Source organism: Litchfieldia stipae (assembly GCF_014837155.1).
Taxonomy (GTDB): Bacteria; Bacillota; Bacilli; order Bacillales; family Bacillaceae_L; genus Litchfieldia.
The window spans coordinates 358,584-377,741 of the sequence record NZ_JACYHA010000002.1 but is presented as its reverse complement, the minus strand read 5'-3'; the positions used below and the strand labels follow the sequence as shown (position 1 = coordinate 377,741).

The following is a 19,158-nucleotide window of genomic DNA, read 5'->3' as shown; positions in this document are numbered from 1 at the left end:
GATATAAAAGGAGTTTTAATGATGAGTAACGTACACGAAGAAATTTCAAAGCATTCTAAAAAACAACACGAGATCGTAAAAACATTTTTAACATTAGAAAATCAAAGAGAAAGCTTTATTGCTGAAGCAGTTTCTCTTGCCAAAGAAGATTTACCCTTCTCTGTTGATCAAATAAATATAGTAACGAAGCAAATCAATGAATTAGCAAGAAATGGGATTGCACCTACAAGAAAGATCGTAACACCTGATATGGTGATAGAGTATGCTAAGCGCGGTAAACAGTAAGTAAATATGGATAAAAGTAGGTAGAGGGGATGGAGTGCATAATGGTTGGAAATATTGTAAGTTTACAGTGGTTACAGGATCAATTAGGCTCCAATCATGTTCGTATCATTGATTGTCGCTTTAATCTTGCAGATCCGACAATGGGCTTTAATGACTATTTAGATGGCCATTTGCCTGAGAGCATTTATTTCGATTTGAATAAAGATATGTCAAGCGAAATCAGTGAGCACGGGGGCAGGCATCCACTACCGAATGTAGAGGAATTTACAGAAAAGTTAGCAGCAGCGGGCATTTCTAGTTCAACCACGGTCGTTGCATATGACGACCAAGGGGGTGCTTTTGCCTCAAGACTTTGGTGGTTACTGAAGTTTGTAGGGCATGAGAAAGTATTTGTATTAGACGAGGGTTATTCAGCTTGGATCAATAAAGGTCTACCTGTAACAAAAGAAATTCCCTTCTTTGAGAAATCTGTATATGTCCCGAATTTGCAGGAACAGATGATTGCGACTTTAGCTGATGTTCAAGATAGTATCAAGACAAAACAGAGCCAATTAATAGATTCAAGAGAAGAAATTAGATACCGTGGGATTGAAGAACCGATTGACAAAATAGCAGGTCACATTCCGGGTGCTACCAATTTCTTTTGGAAAGAGGTATTAAATGGGGCAAAGTGGAAGAACAAAGTAGAACTAGAAACGCATTTTTCAACGATTGGTAAAGACAAAGAAGTGATTGTTTATTGTGGATCTGGTGTCACAGCTTGTCCAAACGTACTTGCACTTAATGAATTAAATTATAGAAATGTGAAACTTTATCCAGGCTCATGGAGTGATTGGATTACGTATCCTGAAAACATGATTGCAACAGATAAATAACAAATGATACATAAAACATTGTTCAATTCCTGATATTAATAAAATAGGCTGTTTTCTCAAAGTTTGTTGTTTTTTGAAATTAATTAATTGAAAATAGATTTCTAGCAGCCTGAATACACTCAAGACTCCCGTGGGATGCGTAGCCTAAGTGAGACCCCGCAGGAGCGCTAGCGACGAGGAGGCTCACCGGTTACCCCACAGGACGCGGAGTGTATTCAGGCTGCGGTATTCAAAGCAACAATATATACGAAAACAGCCATAAAATAAGTTGTTCAATCAGGAAGGGGTAACGATACTTATGACTGATAAGAAAAAGAAAGCACAGATTACACATATGCAAGAAGCAATCAAAAATAACGAACTAAAAAGAGACTTTGTATTATATTCAGAGATCGAAACAGAAAAAATGATGGACGATGAAAAGAAGTAATGATATCTTGAGAAGCTTTGGTCGTATTTAACAACTAATGCTTCTCTTTTTCTGTGAAAATATGCTGACAGTTATGATATAATGGGGAAAGTTTTTAGTACAAGGTCCTGCAAAAAGGAGGAATTAAATAGATGAAAAATCAAGTAATGTTAATAGATGGGATGGCACTATTATTTCGTTCGTTTTATGCAACAGCAATGAGCGGTTATTTTATGGTCAATAGCAAAGGTATTCCTACAAATGCGATTCATGGTTTTATTAAACATATGATGACAGCTATTCAAACATATCAGCCTACTCATGTTGTTTGTTGCTGGGATATGGGTAGTTCAACATTTAGAAATGAGTTATTCTCTGAATATAAGGCAAATAGAGGCGAGGCACCAGTAGAATTAATTCCCCAATTTGATTTAGTAAAAGAAGTTGTAGAATCATTTGATATCCCTAATGTAGGTTTAGTAGGGTTTGAGGCAGATGATTGCATCGGAACACTAGCAAAATTATATAGTCACCAAGCAGATGTCAAAATATTAACTGGTGACCAAGATATCTTACAATTAATAGATAATCACATTTCTGTTTTATTGTTAAAAAAGGGATTTGGAAATTATCAAGAATATACGAATGAGAGCTTTTCAACTGAAAAAGGAATTACTCCAAGACAAATGATCGATTTAAAGGCTTTAATGGGTGATAGCAGTGATAATTATCCTGGTGTCCGCGGTATTGGTGAGAAAACGGCAATGAAGCTATTACAGCAATATCATTCAATCGAAGGGATCCTTGAAAATATCGATGCATTACCAAAAGGACAACAGGCAAAAATTAAAGAAGATTTAGATATGCTCTATTTATCTAGAAAGCTTGCTGAAATAAAATGTGATGTCCCTGTTACATGTTCACTAGATCAAGCTTTAATAACAATTAATCGGGAAAAAGTCCATTCAAAGATAAATGAGTTGGAATTTAAAGGTTTAACTCAATATATTAGTTAAAAGAGGGGAATCCCCTCTTTTTATATTTTTGTATTACTCTTCTTTGCACGTTCCTCAAGCTTGCTCTTAGGATTTTCAGTCATTTCATTATCTTGACCATACCCCTGTGGATTTACTCCAGGTGCTTTAACGCCACGGTTTTTCCCTTGATGTTTAGCCATTTTTAATCACCTCCAATCTATATTCTTTCCATCAATTGTTGTTATATGTTTTGAATAGAAAGCTAAAAATACATGAAAACTAAGGTTGAGGTGAGTGACATGAATAAAGCTGTCTATACTGCATTAGCTACAATTGGTCTTGCACAGTTTTTGAAAATTCCTATAAAAAAAGTGAAGACTGGTGTTTGGGATTGGGGAACATTTGTAGAGACTGGTGGAATGCCAAGCTCGCATTCAGCGGGTGTGTCCTCATTAGCGACGTATGTTGCTTTAAAAAGAGGTGTTCCAACCATTGATTTTGCTTTGTCAACGATATTTGGTCTTATTGTTATGTATGACGCGCAAGGGATCCGCAGACAAGCAGGAGAATTGACTCTAAAAGTGAATGAGATTGATGAGCAACTAGAAAGAATTAAAGGGGAAGAAGATCATCATTTTCATGATCGAAAAGAAAAGAAGTTAAAGGAAATGCTAGGACACCAACCAGAAGAAGTGCTAGGTGGGGCTTTATTTGGAATTATGACAGGTGTAATTAGTCATTTGTTAACAAAAAAGTCGTAGTCTTTCGACAAAAAATGCTGTAATATAATTGTAACAGTATTTATTTGAGGATGATGAAGACGTTGATTAATTCCGTAACAACTGTAGAAGATTATATTGAATTTTTGACTTCAAAAGGTTTTTCATTTGGTGAAGATGCACTTGGTTTTATTTCATTTGGTCAGCATTACACTAGTACCACTGATGAAGTAGTAAATGTTGCACTTGAAATAACGTTAAAAGCTCAAAAGGAATTTGATGGTAGCTTCTTTGTTTCTTTATTAGAGATGTTTAAAGAACAAAAAGTGTCTACAAGAAAATCTGCTTTAGAACTTGCGCAATATAGAAATATTATTTAACGAAGGGCACATCTATTAAGATAATAGATGTGTTTTTTTACTGGATAAGAAAGGACGTACAATCACATATTAAGGTCAAGAACGAACAAGGAGGATATATGATGCATATCCTTTTAGCATTAGTGATGATTGTTATCGTCTGGAAGACTGGTTTATGGAGGAAGTGGGAAAAATATCATACAGTAATGCTATATTTTGCATTTGGAAACTTGCTATATAATTTTTTGACAGCTAATCACTTTCTTTGGAGATTAAATTCAGATATTCTCAGTAATCATACATTAACTGAATTCATTATTTTTCCATCTACTGCCATGTTATTTATCGGTAATTTTCCAGAAGGGAAAGGGAAGGTTATTCGTCATTATTTGTGGTATATAGGTTGGTATATCGCTGTAGAAGTAGTTTTTTTAAAAGCAGGCTATATCGAATATCAATATGGCTGGAATTTTTGGTGGTCAGTTTTCTTTGATTGCTTTATGTTTCCGATGTTACGACTATTCTATAAAAGGCCATTAATAGCATATGTAATATCCATATTTATTGGTTTCTTCTTCTTATGGTGGTTTAAGGTTCCAGTACATATTCCTGTTGAAGAGCGTGGGCAAAAATAAAAGCTAGGAAATCATTCCTAGCTTTTATGTGTTTGGATGCCATATTTACATTTTCTTGTCTTTGATTGGATCCTACTTGGTAGTTCTGCTAGAATCATCCCAATAAGAATAAATACACACCCAAGTATTGCGATAAATGATAGACGCTCATTAGCTGCTAAAAAGCCTGTTAGAGCAGCAAATACAGGTTCCATTGCAAAGATCAATGCAACTCTAGTCGCGGTCGTATACTTCTGATACTTTGTTTGAATGAAAAAGGCAATTGCTGTTGCTAATAAAGATGTAACCATAAGGGCAAACAGAACTTCACCTTTTAAAATAACTTCTGGATCAAAAATAATCTGCCACTCTTCAAAGAAAAGCGCTGACCCCATACAAAGGAAAGCAACAGTAAAAATTTGTGCAACAGTTAGTACAAGAGTCGAATACAATGATGTAAACTTCCCTGTAAAAATGATATGAAGTGCAAACGATATTGCACAAAAGAAGACCAGTACATCCCCCTGATTTAAACCAAAGGCGTCTCCCATTGTTAATAAATATAGACCTACGGTAGCAACTAATACTCCCACGATTGCATTAGGCTTTGGTTTCTGTTTCAAAATCCCAAATGCAAATAAAGGAACTAAGACAACACTTAAACCAGTGATAAAGCCAGCTTTTGATGACGTTGTATATAGAAGACCAAAGGTTTGTAAAGCATAACCTCCAAACAACCAACACCCCATTATTATGCCAGCAATAATCAGACCTTTATTAATTTCCTTTAATTCGTTTCTTTTAAAAATTAGTAGCCATCCAAGAAGGAATAAACCAGCAATGAAAAATCTTAGTGCATTAAATGTCATAGGTTCTAAAAACGCAATTGCATTTTGGACAATTACAAAAGTAGAACCCCAAATAAATGCAACAAATAATAAACTAATGTCTGCGATCAATGTTTTTTTCATAATTAATGACCTCAATCTTATTTATTACGGATAATTGCAGCTCTAGCTAATTCATCAGCCACTTTATTTTGACTACTTGGTATCCATTTCATAAAGAAAAGATCTAATTGTTTAGAATAGTCTAAGGCTTGTTTTAGTAGAGGGGCAAATCGTTTATTCTTTACGTATTCTTTTTCAATCGCTCTATCAACTAATTGTGAATCGGTTCGAAAAGACACAATTTTATAGTTTTTTTCGATGCAAATCTCAAGAGCTTTAATTAATGAATAATATTCAGCTTCATGATTACTCATTTCACCGAGTGGAACAGAATATTTCTCAACAATTCCATTTCCTTTAATAAAGATCCCAGCTCCAGATGGACCAGGATCACCTGCACTTGCTCCATCAATATAGATTTCAATCAAAAATGATATCCTCCTTCAAAAAACTATAAGTAGTTTACCATACATTGGGAGTGGTAACCAATCAAAATATTCTAAAAATGATTCCATATTTAATAATCTCCTGTAATAAGGTATAATTCGCTTACAATAATATAGTATACGTTAGAAGAATTAATGGAAAAATGAAGATAACAACAGAGGAGGTGGGGACATGTTAGTTTTGATCGAATGGTTCTATAAAAGTCCCAAAAACCAAAATATTGTACTTACATCAGAAATGATACCTGCGAAGGAAGCATTAATGATTTCTGATGATTTTGAAAAAACAGGGCGTGTAAAAGAACTTGTCTTTTATGATCAACAACACACGAAATGGACAAAGAAGGAACTTATAAAATTACTAAAAGAGGTAGAAACGGAACCTCAAAACATTGTAGCGTATTTTGATGGTGGGTTTGATCTTCAAACGCATAAAGCTGGATTAGGTACTGCTATTTATTTCACTCAAAATAATAGAGATTATCGTGTTAGAGCAAATGAGGTTTTTGACGAACTAGAAACAAATAATGAAGCTGAATATGCTGCTTTTTGGTTTATGCTCTTAACACTTGAAGAGTTAGGTGTGAAGAACACCGCTGTTGAATTTAAAGGTGATTCACAAGTTGTATTAAATCAGCTTTCAGGTGATTGGCCATGTTTTGAGGATACATTAAACAAATGGTTAGACAGAATTGAAGACAAGATGAAGGATATGGGGATTCGTCCGACATATAGTCCAATAGCAAGAAAACAAAATGGAGAAAGTGATAAGCTTGCAACTCAAGCACTTGAAGGAACAATGGTTTCAAGTAAATTTGAAATTAATGGTAAGTAAATAAGCTATTAACACATATGATTAAAAAAACAGCATGAATTCATGGAAAACACAGGAGATGGTGAGTGAAATGGAAAGAAAGAAAATAATAGAGGAAGTAGGTGAAATACTTGACACCTATTGTAACGATTGTTTCTTAAAGACACATAATCGAAAAGAATATGGAAAATCATATGCTCAAGTGTTTTGCATCAAGAAATGTACAGTTGGAGAAACATTAAGAGAATATGGAAGAAAGTTATCTCTAAATACAAGAAAAGAGGCTGAATAATTAAATCAGCCTCTAAGAGTAGTGAAAAATTATAGTTTCACTACATTTGCCGCTTGTGGACCACGGTTTCCTTCAACAACTTCAAAGGATACCTCTTGTCCTTCTTCTAAAGATTTAAATCCTTCACCTTGAATAGCAGAGAAATGAACGAATACATCGTCTCCACCTTCTACTTCAATAAATCCATACCCTTTTTCATTGTTAAACCATTTTACTTTACCATTTTGCATTTCGTATTCCTCCTAATACCATGCGCTAGCATCTATATACTAGCCCGAAAAAATAAATTTATCATATAACTGAATATTGAATGATATGATCGTAATAATTATTTCGGGTTTTGAATTACGTGAATATTCGGTTAAATGATGTTTTTAATATACAATAATTATTATAATATAGTCAAGATAGCTCTTATTTTCTCCACAAAAAAATTGAAGAAATAGTTAATTATTGTTCTAACTATTTTGAAAATTGTATTAAATGACTGTGTTTATTGGTATAATAATATTATATATATTATTTTTAGATTGTAGACATGCTTGAATTACTAATTTCATAGAATAGTTAAGGATATTAAAATTACTGGTCTTGGGGGAGTTAGGATGCTTCGGCATGAATTGAATGGGAAAGAATTTATCATTAGGTTTGCACAAAGGCTTTCATTAGAAGAAAGTGAGCGAGATGAGATTTATAAAAAAGTAGTTTGTTTAGGTGAGCAGCTACTTATGCTTGAAGATGAATCAGCTCTGATTATTCAGAATGAAGGGGTAAATATTGTCTTAGATGTTAAATTCGGAGAATTGATTGTAGTTACGATTCAATACTTAGTTGAAAATAGTAATATATTTTAAGCCCTGATCTAAAAACTCAATTTTTGAGATTTAACAGACGAACGAAAATAAAGTATAATATAAAAATCCTAGAAGAGAAGGGAAACCTTCTCTTATTTCAATTGATGGGGGATTAACTTGAAGGTCATTATTGCTGAAAAACCTGATCAGGCATCAAAGCTTGCATCACCATTTAAACATAAAAAGAAACAAGGATATATTGAAATCTTACCTACTCCGATTTTTCCATCTGGGGCATATGTCACTTGGGCAGTTGGGCATATTTGTGAATTACTCTCACCTGAGGAATATAATCCACAATGGAAAAAATGGCGGTTACAGACATTACCAATCATTCCAGATCAATTTCAATACCGAGTTAGTAGATCCAAGGCAAAGCAATATCAAATTATAAAGCAACTTCTGTTAAATCAAAACGTAACAGGAATTATACATGCAGGTGATGCCGGGCGAGAAGGAGAACTTATCATACGGACCATTCTTGAGACTGCAAAAATTAAAAAACCTTTACAAAGGTTATGGATTTCATCGTTAACAGAAAATGCAGTACTAGGTGGTTTTAATAGCTTACTAGATGAATCCGAAACACGAAACTTGTACTTTGAAGCAAGGTCAAGAGCTTGTGCAGATTGGATTGTTGGGATGAATGCATCACGAGTGTATACCCTTTTATTACAACAGAAAGGATTTTCTGATGTGTTTTCGGTTGGAAGAGTTCAGACGCCAACATTAGCTTTAATTGTTAAAAGAGAGAAAGAAATCACAGCCTTTAAATCGGAGCCATTTTGGGAGGTTCTTGCTACTTTTAATATTGATGGAAAAAAATATGAAGGCAAATGGCATAAGGATCAAGAATCAAGAATTCTGGATCAAAAAATGGCAGAGAAAATCGCGGCATTTTGTAAAGGGAAAGATGCAAGAATCAAAAGTCTTGATATAGAAAGAAAAGAGTATCAGCCTCCATTTTTGTTTAATTTATCTAGTTTACAAGCAACAGCAAATAGTTTATTCAAATTTTCTCCAAAGAAAACGTTAGATACAGCCCAAGGACTATATACTAAGGGATATATTTCATATCCACGTTCAGATTCTAGCTTTATTACAAAAGAAGAAGCGAAGATGATCCCAGATATTTTTTCAAAGCTTGCTAATCAGGAATTATTCAACAAGTATTTCCCTACACCTGTTAAGTCAATCATGGATAATCGAAGATACGTTAATGAAAAAAAGGTTACTGACCATTATGCGATTATACCTACTGAACAGGTTCCACAACTTAGCAAGTTAAGTGGTGATGAGCAAAAGATATATGATTTGATTGCACGACGCCTGATTGCAGCTCATTATGAAAAAGCAATCTTTGATTATACTACAGTAGAAACTGTCGTTGACGAAAGAGCTGAATTTACATCTAAAGGGAAGCAAAAGATACAGGACGGTTGGCGGAAGGTGTTATTTGATGAACAAGATAGTAAAGATAAAGAAGTACTATTGCCGCAGTTATCGACTGATGAAAGAGGAATTGTTCAAAACGTTAAAGTGAAAGATGGAAAGACTCAGCCACCTAAGAGATATACTGAAGGACAATTAATTACGTTAATGAAAACTGCTGGTTATAGGTACTTTTTTAGATGGGCAGAATCTATAAAACTAGTAATATAATAAATATAAGTATTTTGCCTGATAATGTTTTGGGTTAAAATAATCATACAATTTTGATTATGATTTGTCTACAGAAAAAGGCATCAAATATTGGATGTTATTTGAAAATAAAATGAAAGAATTAGATTGATTTTAGATAGATTTGGAGGTTCAGCTGTGTCAAAAAAGTTAATTATCTCGGAAAAACCATCAGTTGCCAAGAATATTGCGGATGCGTTAAATATTAAGACTAGAAAAGAAGGGTACTTTGAAGGTGAGGATTATTTTGTTACCTGGGCTTTTGGTCATTTGTTACAGCTTTATGATGCCAAAGATTATGATGAAGGTATGGCAAGGTGGAGTATGGACAACTTTCCTTTTATCCCTTCCCACTTTCGTTATAAAGTAAAAAGTGATCCACGAAATAAAGGGAAAGAAGATCTTGGTGCTAAAAAGCAGTTAAAAATCATCTACAGTTTAATCAAACGCAATGACGTAGATACGGTTATTTCTGCGTGTGATTTTGATCGTGAAGGACAGATCATTGGGGACACTATTATTTATAATCTTAAGACAAAAAAACAAGTTTATCGCTTATTACTGAACGAATGGACACCAAATGAAGTGGTAAAAGGAATCCAAAACCTAAAACCTAATACAGAAATGAAACCTCTCCAAGATGCGGGAATAAGCAGACAATGGGCAGATTGGGTCATCGGGATCAATTTAACATCTGTTGCTACATTAAAATACCAAAAAGGTGTAGGTAAAGCCTTAAATATAGGCAGAGTACTCTTACCGACTTTAAAGATTATTTACGATCGGGATAAAGAAATAGAAAATTTTGTACCAGAAACATATTTTAAATTGACTGCTACCTTTCAGACTAAGGATAACAAGGTTTATGAAGGTACGTATTTTGAAAAAAATGAGGATAAATTTAAAAATAAAGAAACCTTAGACTCCATTGAACAGGCTCTTACAAGTCAGACCTCGACCATTATTGACAAAAAAGTAGAGCGAAAACGGGAATATCCACCTTATTTATTTAACCTTTCAAACTTACAAGGATATATCACAAGCAAATTTAAAGGTTGGACTTCTGACAAGGTATTAAAAGTAGCACAGTCACTTTACGAAAAGAAGTATATTACTTACCCGAGGACTGCGAGTGTTGTTTTAGAGGAAAGTTTAGTAGAAAAAGCAGCAAAGGTACTTGATAACTTAAAACAAGGATTGCCTTTTGCGGATGAAATTAATTTTATGAAATCTAAACGAGTCTTTGATAATTCTAAGGTTGAAAGTCATAGTGCCATTATTCCCACATATTTAATCCCAAAATCTTTAACTCAGGATGAGAAAATCGTTTATAATTCAATAAAAAATAGATTTCTTATGCAATTTATGCCTATTGCCGAATATGAAGAAACAAAAATGATTACGAAGGTTAATAATAGTGAGATAGAAGGCGTATTCATTTCTAAAGGAAAAGTTCAGCTTGTTGAAGGTTGGAAAAAGATTGAAAAAATTGAATCAAAAGATACAATTTTACCATATGTGAGTATCAATGACATGGTGGACTTAATTAACCATACCATTACATCTCACGTTACGAAACCACCGAAGCAACATACAGAAAAAACACTTTTAAAAAAGATGGAAACCTGTGGTAAAGGCCATGATGATGAGGAAAATGAAGAAATGTTAACGGCTATTTTAAGTGGTTATAGTATCGGAACACCTGCTACAAGGGCTGAAACGATTAAAAAATTAAAGGATGTCGGCTATATTACTACGCAAAATAAAAATTTAATATGTACTGAACTTGGAAGAAAATTAGTAGAAACATTTCCGATTAAGGAATTGTTTGATTTGGAGTTTACAGGTCGGTTAGAAAAAACATTATCAGATATTGAAAAACAAAAATTTACGAAACAAGAATTTCTTCATGCAATTTTTGATTTTACAACAAAAGCTGTTGATAAAATTAAAAATGAACAACAAGTAATTATTAATGAAGTGGTAAGAAATAAGAAACCAATTGAAGTATTGGGTAAATGCCCTCTTTGTGGCCATAGTGTGATCGAGGGACAAAAAGGGTTTGGATGTAGCAATTGGAAGAATGGGTGTAAATTTGTCATTTGGAAGAATGATAAATTTTTGGCCACGATGAAGAAAAAGCCGACGAAAACGATGGTAAAATCACTTTTGAAAAATGGTGTAGTAACAGTGAAAGGATTAACAAGTAAAAAAGGCAGTAAGTTTGATGCCAATATGAGATATGAAAAGAATCAAGAAAACGAATTTTTTAGTTGGAAGATGGAGTTTAATAAGTAAATTTGTTTTAAATATACAACTAGCCATGCAACATTTGTTGCAGCAGTAAACGAAATCTTATTACGGTCTATGACAGCTACGCTGTTATTAGGCCTTTTTCTGCGTTTCTGCGGTTTTTTTATACATGATTGATTCATCAAGATTTCAGGCTTCTTTAGAAGTTTGCCGGCTACATAAAAAAGGGATTGTTTATGCAATTCTGTTGACTTACAATAAAGTTGTTTAACTTGCAAGTTTAGGAGGGATAGTATGCCACATAAAATTACGTTAACAGGAAAACCAGTGAGTTCATTACGGCAGAAAGGAGCTTACTATACCTTTGATATGGAGGAGAAAGGCTCTCCAGCAGCACCGAAGGGATTACCCAAGAGTTCAACTATTACATATACAGTATTTATTAATCAAAAGCAGTTAAAGAAAGCTAATTTAACGGAAGAAAACATACAAGCACAAAAAATTATGTTACAAGGTGAACCAACCTTGGACGTACCTGTTGAGGATTGTCCAGGAGAAATTGGTGTCGTCTGTTTCCAAGTATCGATCGTTCCTGAAAAACAGAAAGAGAAAGAATTAAGTAAAGATAGTCAAGAACCAGAAAAAGACGAGGTAAAAGCAGAAGAAAAAACAAAAGGACCAGAAGGAACAGAAGATTTTATTTTGCTTGAAAAAATCAGTGTTCCTGAAGAATTTTTGAACTCAACACCTAACCCTGAAAAAACGCAGAAGGTCGTGGACTATGTCAAACGGACAGGCTATTTAGATGAGCCTATTACTATTAATCGGGATACAAAGGTCCTCACGGACGGTTATAGACGATATATCGTGGCTAAAAAAGTGAAATTAGATTTAGTCCCTGTTGTATACGAAAAATAAGCTTAGAATACTGTATGACTCTATACTTTACTTTTTATGCATCTACTAAGCTTCTTTAAAAGCCCGGTAACATTGATTTATGTACGAAATGTAAAAACATAAATAAACGATAAAAAATGAATAAAAGCTAAATCCTTCAAAATCAAGGGTTTGGCCTTTGTGCTAACGTTTTTTCAAAAACAATTAGAAAGGGTAGGGGGATGAAACTCTTCAGCGAAAGGGCTCGATAATCGGACCCTTTAATTTGGAAAAAGTCTACGTTATTAACGAGTTTCTACATGTTTATATTGTTACTTTTAATAATCCTTTTCGTACTCCTTTACTAATTTATAAAAGGTAGTCTTTTTAACGTTTAATTCATCCATTGCCTTCACAGCTGTTATTTCTCCTGCTTTCCATTTTTGATATACTTTTTCAAATTCTTCTGTTATTCGTACCTTTGGTCGGCCAAACTTTATACCTTGCTGCAGTGCTAGATCAATTCCCTCACGCTGTCGTTTTCGAATTCTTTCCCTTTCCTCTTCTGCCATCCAAGAAAGAATTTGCAAAACAAGATCGGCAATGAAGGTTCCTAAACTATCCTTAAATTGAGTAGTGTCGAGCAACGGCATATCCAACACCACAATGTCAGCCTGTATGTTCTTCGTGATATCATTCCATTCTTGTAAAATTTCTTCTTTATTCCGTCCAAAACGATCTAAAGAATGTATATACAAGAGATCTCCTTTTCTCAAGATTCTTTTAAGTAGCTGATATTGTTCCCGTTGGAAATCCCTTCCACTTTGTTTATCCATGAAAATGTCTCGATCATCTATTCCCTTTTCTTTCATGGCTTCCAGTTGTCGACCTTCATTTTGATCCTTGCTACTTACTCGTATGTATCCAAATCTTCTAATGTCCATTTGGTCTCCCTCATTTTTAATTCCTTTTACTATAATTCTACTAAAAAACGTTCGCAAAAGTACATAAAAACAAGAGAACGTTCGTAAATATTTTTACTAGTTTTTTGAACGTAAAAAAAGGTTAGTTTAAAGAAAAAACCCCCTGTTCGAAAAAGTACACTTTTTCGAACAGGGCGTTTAGTGTCTTCATACGTTACGAAACTTACTTCACGTTTTTTGATTTATAAAAGGGAATAATATGATCAACTAATAATTAAACCTCTGCTTTTTTTTAAAGGAATACTGTAACAATCATCACAAACACCATTATTATCATGGTATTCCCATTCATCCATTATTTCTTTCTCACATTTAGAACATTTCAACGGCTGATTCTCGATAGATTCTTCAATGCGATTCATAGCTTCATCTCCTTTTTACCATTTATAATTCGATAAAAGGAGATTATTCCCTGCTTAAAAAGCTCGTCTGAAAAACAGCTAATCACTATTTGTATTTGGCAATTAATCAAGGCTATGAATGGAAGTATATTCAGGTATTAACATAATCTTCGTTACCTGAGGTTAGGACTTAAAAAAGTTAATCATAGTTCTTTTCTTTTAAGTGGTCTTAAGGGTTTTAAACATTTAATGTTCGTTGGTTTCTCGTTTAAAGGTGAATATTTTCAATATTTTAAGGTTAAAATAATAAAGATTGGTTATCTATAGTATATCAATCAATGAATCATCGTGGTTTATAATCTCTGGTTTTAAAATCCAAAGTAAGAAAATAATCCACCTTGTCAACTAAAACAAGGTGGATTATTTTTGTTACTAGGAAAAGGGACCAGACACATTTCGGTAAAATGATCGTAGGATATAAGCGTTGACATAAACATAAACATAAACATAAACATAAACATTAACGGTAGTTTTTGGTACCTACAGTCGTTTGTTGTAAATTTTGGTTTTATTTTTCACTTATTTTAATAGTTATTTTTCATTAATACAAAAAGCTATCCATAATAAAGGATAGCTTTTTTACTATTATTTAATTCCAATAACTAAACTATCTCTAGCGGCTTCAACAACATCTGTAGTTATAGTATTAAGTTTATTAATTTCAAGAATTCTCTCTATCTGTGTAAATAGTCTCTGTATAAGCCTAAAGTTCCCTCCTGTTATCTTTATGATGTTGCTTATGGCTTCATAATCAGAAAAATCTTCAAGTTTTATAGAAAGTCCAAGCTCTTCCCATTTATACTCTAGTATATGATGAGCTTCATCTTTACTTAGTTTGTCAAACTCATGAGCAAAACCAATTCTAGAGTATAGTTGAGGATAACGAGCTAATCGTTTTTCAATTCCTGGCATACCAATTAATATCATTGCTACGTTGTTTTGATCATAAATATCCCTAAGTTGTTCTAAACTTTGCAGTTTTAATCGGTCAATTTCATCGACAATGATTAAATCTATATCTTTATAGGAATCTGAATAATATTCTTCTTCGCCCGTAGTATGTAGTTTATACATCGCCTTTGACATATTTATTCTAAATCCTAAAGTATTGATATTGTCAGTCATTTTAGTAGCTCGTACTGCTGGAGCTGTATAAAAAATTGTGTTGGCCTCAAGAATTGCTCCATCCGTTTTTAAAGGAATTTCATCTGCTTTTTTATAAGCTATTTGCTTCTCTATATTATCCCAATTTGTATAATACCTTGAAGATAAGGTTTTTCCGACACCTGGAACCCCATAACAAATACCTATATATTTATATTTGATACAAGCATCACAAAATTCTGCAAAACGTTTATATTCTTTTGTTTCAATAAATTTTTGCTCCTTATTCATTTAGATACCTCTTTAGTTTTGACTTCTTTTTATCAGGTCTATCTGGACGGATTGTATATTCTTCTTGTTTGGAATCTCTAACTTCTTCTATGACAGATTTTCTAGATTCTAGTTGTTTCTTTAAAGTTTTTCTTACTTTATTTCGGGCAGAAACAATTTCTTTAAGATCTACGGTATAATCAGAGATTTCAGGAGAAATGGCAGTACATATGTATTTATCCTGATAAAATACTCTAATTTCTGCAATATCTCTTGGATTGTAACGAATAATCACAGTTTCACCAACGTACGCAGCTAAATTAGTATCTATATATCTCATGCCTTGAAAATGGATACCATCAGAATGCACTTTTCTTGGTTTTGCTACGTTTAGTAATAATAAATCCAAAGTTTCTAAGCTTTCTGGCATATTAGGTAAAAATCCTGAACTATTCCAAGAATGTATTGGTTCTTTTTTTGTTGTGCCATGAATCCTATGGTGATACTTATATATAAGGAAGGTTGAAAATTTTTCATCAAGTTCTTTAATTGTGAGAAGGGACTGGGTGGTTTGATTACCTAAATAACCAGGTAAATCTTGCAAAAACAATTGATTTACCGTTAGAAAAAACCTTTCAATTTTCCCTCGTCCTCTAGGAACACCTACAGTCGAAAAGACTAAGTTAATTTTCAAATCAATTGCTACCTGTTCTAAATGTTTGGAGGTAAAATCACTTCCGTGATCTGTGTAGAATTTTTCTGGGATGCCACATATTGGCCAATCACGATTTCCTTTGTTCCATATTGCTTGGTGTAAAACTAATGATGTGTTTATTGCAGTGGGGGATTCAAAGGATAAATAGTACCCAGCAATTGCTCGACTATAATCATCTAAGATAATTGTTAACCAAGGCCTTTCTGGTTTTCCCTTTTCATTTAACACGATAATATCTAGTAGAGTGTGGTCAGCTTGCCAAATTTCATTGGGGTAGTTTGCTTCACGTCGATATATCAAATCATATTTGTTTTTATATTCTTTATTCCCTTCATAGGCTAACTTCTTAAGACTGGGTGAAAGAGATTTCGAAATGGAATAGACTTGATAATAACTAGGTTGTTTCCAATTTTTCTTTTTACATACTTCACATATTTTTCTATGGATAGAAGAGACCGAATTCCTTCTATGATTGAATATTAGGTTCTTTATCTCTTCCAATACATTATTCTCAACTTTAAAATCTCCTGAATCGGTACGACCTTTACGAATCAGACCCCTTAGTCCAAAATGGTTATACTTGTTAATCCAATTATGAAGTGTTCGTTTGGTAATGCCAGTTTCTTCAGCAATAGCTTTCAGTGTTTTTTCTTGATTAAGATAAGGAGCAATCAACCAATATTTATCCATAGCCTTTTGTCTTTGTTCTTCTGAAAATGAAGTTAGTGGGGGAAGTTCACTCATATAAACAACTCCTTCAGAAATGGAAGCAACTAATTACTAGTTGCTCTATTCCTATTTTTAATCATTATTGGTTTTATTCATTTTGCGATAAAGAGTCATTCTGGATACTCCAGCTTTATCTGCTGCCTCAGAAAGTGTTATACCTTGTTCCATTAAATAAAAAGCAAAATTTATCTTTTCATTATCAATAGGCGGCCTCCCAGGTACTTTCCCTCGTTTTCTTGCAGCCAGGATTCCTTCTTTTGTTCGCTCAGAAGTTAAGTCACGCTCAAACTGTGAAATACCTGCAAAAACAGTAAAGAGCATTTTTCCATGGGCTGTTGTAGTATCAAGCCAGGATTCTTTCAAACTTTTTAAATTTGCACCCTTCTTTGCAATTAGTTCAGCAATCTCTATTAAGTCTTTAGTAGAACGAGATAGCCTAGTAAGATCTGTAACTACAACTGTATCCCCAGAACGTAAATATTCTAACAATTGATTTAATTCTGGCCGATTTCGTTTCGCACCTGTTACTTTTTCGAAAAAAATTCTCTCGCATCCAAATTCTACTAATTGTTGTTCCTGACGATCTAAATTCTGATCCATAGTGGAAACTCTCATATAACCAAATTTCATGAAATTCACTTCCTTTTCAGATTAATTGTATCAAAAAAGGTATAAAAATAGTATTGTTACATTTTAATTTTGTTACATATTTTTGTTACAACTAGAATGCTATTTATACTTCAAATTATTTATAAAGCGGTCGTTGTAACAAAAATGACCGTTTTTGTTACAAGAAGATGTTTTTTTTAGAAGGGAAAATATAAATTAGGAAAGACCCTATAAAATGGAAATAGCTCTATATTCTTTTGGTGTGGAAATTTATGTAAGGATAAGTTAAAAGAAATTAGCTTGTTCCTTACTTATGGAATTAGAGTGGAAGTTTAATGGAAGAAGGATTTTAAGTAACAGTGCCGAATCATTTAAGTTACCCTTAGAATGAGGTGGTTAAAATGAAACTAGGACTAAAACGTGATGAGTTAAGATTAGAAACACATACCATTGAATGGGAAAAAGAGTTTCATAGGGTGAAACAGGATATTCTAAATTCAACCCCTATTCAGGAAAAACAAATTGAACATATAGGAAGCACAGCTATTAAGGATATGGTTGCAAAACCAATATTGGATTTAGTTGTGGGTGTAGATGATATTGAAAATGTTGAAAAAACTATTTTTCAAGGACTAAAGAAAGCTGGGTTTTTAAAACTTCAAGTACAACGTCCAAACGAAATCGTACTTGCAAAGTTTACTGATGAATCCTACGAAGAAAAGACCCACTTTATTCATTTAGTTGAATATAATAAAGACCTCTGGAAAAATTTAATCTTCTTTAGGGATTACTTAAATGCCAACCAAACAGCACGTGAACAATACAAAAGGATAAAAATTGAGTTTGTAAAAGAAAAAGATGGTGGAATTGATGAATACACCGACTATAAGGAACAATTCGTAAGTGAAATATACGGAAAAAGAAAATAGTTGTGAAATATCGAGGGCTTTGATCTAATAAGGATTAATGCCCTTTTGATAATTTTCTTATGGCACTATAATGGCAGATTAGTTTAAGTGATTATATTCACAAAGATTTCGTATTTTAATTTCTTTTAGGAGCGATAGGCGATAAAGTAGTTCTTTACTACGGGAATTACTTCTTAAAACCCTGTGTATCCCTTTTGACCGCTATTCTAATGGCGGTCTTTTTTTAAAAATTAATCATTGACTATATACCTAATGGGGTATATTATAAAGCTTGTCAGTGAATATATTTCATCTGGTGATACGATATAAATGAAAATTTTAATATAAAAATGTAAAAAATAAAACAATAAATTATAAGTTGCATTATTAAATAGTTATTATCTATAACTATAAAAAGGGAGTGAGTAATAATGGATTATAATGAACAAATAAAAAATAGAGTAAAACGTATAGAAGGACAGTTAAGAGGAATTTTGAAAATGATGGAAGATAATAAAGATTGCAAGGAAGTGATTACACAATTATCTGCATCAAGAACTGGAATTGACCGAACAATAGGATTAATTGTTAGTTCAAATTTAATTGAATGTGTTCGGGAAGCTGATAAAAATGGGGAGAATACAGAGGAGTTAGTAAAAGAAGCTGTAAACCTACTTGTAAAAAGTAGATAAAAAAGAGTTGACACCTTCTCTTTTTTTGGTATTATTATACCCGTAGGGGTAACCGTATTAGTAAGGAGTAATAATAATGAAAATAGATAAAATGTTAGATTTAAAAGGATTAGCATGTCCAATGCCAAATGAAAAAAGAAGGCTATGACCGAACTTGAATCTGGTCAGATCTTAGAAAAGCATACTACAGATAAGGTGTAAAAATGATCTCACTTCATGGTCTAGTACGGTAGGTTATGAATTATTAAGCCAGAATGAAGAAAATGGTGTGTTGAAGTTTTGTATTAAAAAGGAAAAAATTTTTTAGATTTACAAATACCCATACAGGTATGTGTACAACTATT

The 19,158-nt window shown here is 33.1% G+C and carries 23 protein-coding genes and 2 pseudogenes; 16 read left to right on the top strand and 9 right to left on the bottom strand.

The features are described 5' to 3' along the window. Positions 1–21: 21 nt before the first annotated feature. The 4 genes from F7888_RS04070 to F7888_RS04060 all read left to right on the top strand — a co-directional run bounded on the left by F7888_RS04070 (position 22) and on the right by F7888_RS04060 (position 2,585). Complete coding sequence (locus F7888_RS04070; RefSeq protein ID WP_191777414.1) at positions 22–285, top strand: DUF2533 family protein; 264 nt, start codon at positions 22–24, stop codon at positions 283–285. 41 nt (positions 286–326) lie between these two features. After that, positions 327–1,160: a sulfurtransferase gene (locus tag F7888_RS04065; RefSeq protein ID WP_191777413.1), complete on the top strand. Its 834-nt coding sequence runs from the start codon at positions 327–329 to the stop codon at positions 1,158–1,160. Between the two features lie 298 nt (positions 1,161–1,458). Then, a complete protein-coding gene (locus tag F7888_RS22800; protein ID WP_263601178.1) occupies positions 1,459–1,590 on the top strand; it encodes a hypothetical protein in 132 nt (43 codons plus the stop codon). A 131-nt stretch (positions 1,591–1,721) separates the two neighbouring features. Continuing rightward, positions 1,722–2,585, top strand: a complete 864-nt coding sequence (locus F7888_RS04060; RefSeq protein WP_191777412.1) for a 5'-3' exonuclease — start codon at positions 1,722–1,724, stop codon at positions 2,583–2,585. 20 nt (positions 2,586–2,605) lie between these two features. On the opposite strand, the gene sspL is transcribed toward F7888_RS04060, so the two are convergent. Further along, on the bottom strand, positions 2,606–2,746 hold the full coding sequence (gene sspL, locus F7888_RS04055) for a small, acid-soluble spore protein L (RefSeq protein ID WP_191777411.1): 141 nt from the start codon (positions 2,744–2,746) through the stop codon (positions 2,606–2,608). Positions 2,747–2,845: 99 nt separating this feature from the next. Here sspL and F7888_RS04050 point away from each other — a divergent pair, with 99 nt between their 5' ends. From F7888_RS04050 to F7888_RS04040, 3 genes are all read left to right on the top strand, one after another. Then, entirely contained in the window at positions 2,846–3,307 is a 462-nt protein-coding gene (locus tag F7888_RS04050; RefSeq protein WP_191777409.1) for a divergent PAP2 family protein, read from the top strand. 53 nt (positions 3,308–3,360) lie between these two features. Beyond that, complete coding sequence (locus tag F7888_RS04045; RefSeq protein WP_191777407.1) at positions 3,361–3,645, top strand: DUF6123 family protein; 285 nt, start codon at positions 3,361–3,363, stop codon at positions 3,643–3,645. A gap of 101 nt (positions 3,646–3,746) precedes the next feature. Then, positions 3,747–4,259, top strand: a complete 513-nt coding sequence (locus F7888_RS04040) for a CBO0543 family protein (RefSeq protein ID WP_191777405.1) — start codon at positions 3,747–3,749, stop codon at positions 4,257–4,259. Positions 4,260–4,276: 17 nt separating this feature from the next. Here the strand turns inward: F7888_RS04040 and F7888_RS04035 are convergent, their stop codons facing one another. Both F7888_RS04035 and F7888_RS04030 read right to left on the bottom strand, forming a co-directional pair. Next, entirely contained in the window at positions 4,277–5,209 is a 933-nt protein-coding gene (locus tag F7888_RS04035; protein WP_191777403.1) for a DMT family transporter, read from the bottom strand. Between the two features lie 17 nt (positions 5,210–5,226). Beyond that, entirely contained in the window at positions 5,227–5,616 is a 390-nt protein-coding gene (locus tag F7888_RS04030; protein ID WP_191777402.1) for a reverse transcriptase-like protein, read from the bottom strand. A 190-nt stretch (positions 5,617–5,806) separates the two neighbouring features. On the opposite strand from F7888_RS04030, the gene F7888_RS04025 reads away from it, so the two are divergent. Further along, on the top strand, positions 5,807–6,469 hold the full coding sequence (locus F7888_RS04025; protein ID WP_191777400.1) for a ribonuclease H family protein: 663 nt from the start codon (positions 5,807–5,809) through the stop codon (positions 6,467–6,469). 70 nt (positions 6,470–6,539) lie between these two features. Beyond that, the gene (locus F7888_RS04020; protein ID WP_191777396.1) at positions 6,540–6,740 is read left to right on the top strand and encodes a zinc-finger domain-containing protein; all 201 of its coding nucleotides are present in this window, start codon (positions 6,540–6,542) and stop codon (positions 6,738–6,740) included. A gap of 29 nt (positions 6,741–6,769) precedes the next feature. On the opposite strand, the gene cspD is transcribed toward F7888_RS04020, so the two are convergent. After that, the gene (gene cspD / locus F7888_RS04015) at positions 6,770–6,970 is read right to left on the bottom strand and encodes a cold-shock protein CspD (protein WP_191777394.1); all 201 of its coding nucleotides are present in this window, start codon (positions 6,968–6,970) and stop codon (positions 6,770–6,772) included. A gap of 375 nt (positions 6,971–7,345) precedes the next feature. Between cspD and F7888_RS04010 the strand changes: the two genes are divergently transcribed. The 4 genes and pseudogenes from F7888_RS04010 (at position 7,346) to F7888_RS03995 (ending at position 12,445) form a co-directional block, all read left to right on the top strand. Beyond that, positions 7,346–7,594: a hypothetical protein gene (locus F7888_RS04010; RefSeq protein WP_191777392.1), complete on the top strand. Its 249-nt coding sequence runs from the start codon at positions 7,346–7,348 to the stop codon at positions 7,592–7,594. A gap of 117 nt (positions 7,595–7,711) precedes the next feature. Then, positions 7,712–9,208 (top strand): annotated as a pseudogene (locus tag F7888_RS04005) (DNA topoisomerase 3); the annotation flags it as partial. 204 nt (positions 9,209–9,412) lie between these two features. Then, positions 9,413–11,572 (top strand): type IA DNA topoisomerase, encoded by a 2,160-nt coding sequence (locus F7888_RS04000; RefSeq protein WP_191777388.1) that lies wholly within the window; start codon positions 9,413–9,415, stop codon positions 11,570–11,572. A gap of 249 nt (positions 11,573–11,821) precedes the next feature. Next, complete coding sequence (locus F7888_RS03995) at positions 11,822–12,445, top strand: ParB N-terminal domain-containing protein (RefSeq protein WP_191777386.1); 624 nt, start codon at positions 11,822–11,824, stop codon at positions 12,443–12,445. A gap of 296 nt (positions 12,446–12,741) precedes the next feature. Here F7888_RS03995 and F7888_RS03990 read toward each other — a convergent pair whose 3' ends face one another. The 5 genes from F7888_RS03990 to F7888_RS03970 form a co-directional block, all read right to left on the bottom strand. Next, positions 12,742–13,347: a recombinase family protein gene (locus F7888_RS03990; protein ID WP_191777384.1), complete on the bottom strand. Its 606-nt coding sequence runs from the start codon at positions 13,345–13,347 to the stop codon at positions 12,742–12,744. Between the two features lie 242 nt (positions 13,348–13,589). Then, positions 13,590–13,748, bottom strand: a complete 159-nt coding sequence (locus F7888_RS03985) for a hypothetical protein (RefSeq protein WP_191777382.1) — start codon at positions 13,746–13,748, stop codon at positions 13,590–13,592. Positions 13,749–14,372: 624 nt separating this feature from the next. Further along, positions 14,373–15,182 (bottom strand): AAA family ATPase, encoded by an 810-nt coding sequence (locus tag F7888_RS03980; protein WP_191777380.1) that lies wholly within the window; start codon positions 15,180–15,182, stop codon positions 14,373–14,375. Continuing rightward, a complete protein-coding gene (locus tag F7888_RS03975; protein WP_191777377.1) occupies positions 15,175–16,620 on the bottom strand; it encodes a Mu transposase C-terminal domain-containing protein in 1,446 nt (481 codons plus the stop codon). Before F7888_RS03975 ends, F7888_RS03980 begins: the two co-directional genes overlap by 8 nt. A gap of 57 nt (positions 16,621–16,677) precedes the next feature. Then, on the bottom strand, positions 16,678–17,235 hold the full coding sequence (locus tag F7888_RS03970) for a recombinase family protein (RefSeq protein WP_127738745.1): 558 nt from the start codon (positions 17,233–17,235) through the stop codon (positions 16,678–16,680). Between the two features lie 380 nt (positions 17,236–17,615). On the opposite strand from F7888_RS03970, the gene F7888_RS03965 reads away from it, so the two are divergent. From F7888_RS03965 to F7888_RS22455, 3 genes and pseudogenes are all read left to right on the top strand, one after another. Then, on the top strand, positions 17,616–18,143 hold the full coding sequence (locus F7888_RS03965; protein WP_191777375.1) for a GrpB family protein: 528 nt from the start codon (positions 17,616–17,618) through the stop codon (positions 18,141–18,143). Positions 18,144–18,553: 410 nt separating this feature from the next. Next, the gene (locus F7888_RS03960; RefSeq protein WP_144454610.1) at positions 18,554–18,814 is read left to right on the top strand and encodes a metal-sensitive transcriptional regulator; all 261 of its coding nucleotides are present in this window, start codon (positions 18,554–18,556) and stop codon (positions 18,812–18,814) included. Positions 18,815–18,890: 76 nt separating this feature from the next. Next, positions 18,891–19,121 (top strand): annotated as a pseudogene (locus F7888_RS22455) (sulfurtransferase TusA family protein). The last annotated feature ends 37 nt before the right edge of the window (positions 19,122–19,158 follow it).